The organism is Pantoea sp. B9002, assembly GCF_013385945.1.
Taxonomy (GTDB): Bacteria; Pseudomonadota; Gammaproteobacteria; order Enterobacterales; family Enterobacteriaceae; genus Pantoea.
The window spans coordinates 1-710 of the sequence record NZ_JACAPA010000042.1; the positions used below are offsets into that span (position 1 = coordinate 1).

1 protein-coding gene is annotated in these 710 nt (G+C 61.4%); it reads left to right on the forward strand.

The window, feature by feature from the left end; genetic code table 11:
* Positions 1 to 710, forward strand: a 710-nt coding sequence (locus HX773_RS19650; RefSeq protein WP_255433271.1) for an Ig-like domain-containing protein, incomplete at both ends; no start/stop codon positions are given.

Genomic DNA, 710 nt, shown 5'->3' on the forward strand with positions numbered 1-710 from the left:
GGAAGGCACGGCGCCGGAAGGTACCATTATCACCATCTATGACGACGTACTGGGCTTCCTCGGCACCACCATCGTAGAGAGCGGCCGCTGGTCATTCACGACGAACCCGCTGAACGAAGGCGAGTACAACCTGCGCGTGACCTATCGCGATCCGGTGGGCAACACCACGGCCCCGAGCGATCCGGCGTGGACCATCATCGTTGACGTCACGGCGCCGGACGCTCCGGTAGTCGGTGGTGTTGAGGATGCCGCAGGCAACCCGCTTGGCCCGGTAACCAACAACCCTAATCCGGTAGTGGTCGGTACCGCTAACCCGAACGAAGAGGGCTCGGTGGTTGAAGTGCGTGACCAGGACGGTAACGTGGTCGGCACCGGCACTATCAACGAAGACGGCGACTGGCGCGTGGTGATTGACCCGGCGCTGACCGAGGGTGAGTACGAGCTGATTGCGGTGATTATTGACCCCGCGGGCAACGAAACCGAGATGACCGGCGATCCAATTGAGCTGGAAGTGGATCTTACGCCACCGGACGCGCCGGAAGTGATCGGCATTGAAAGCGGCACCGGCGAGAGCATTGGCGATCTCACCAACGACCCAAATCCGGTGGTTATTGGCACCGCCGATCCGTCGGAAGAGGGTTCGGTGATTGAAATCCGTGACCAGGACGGCAACGTGGTGGGCACCGGCATCGTTGACGAAGACGGCAACT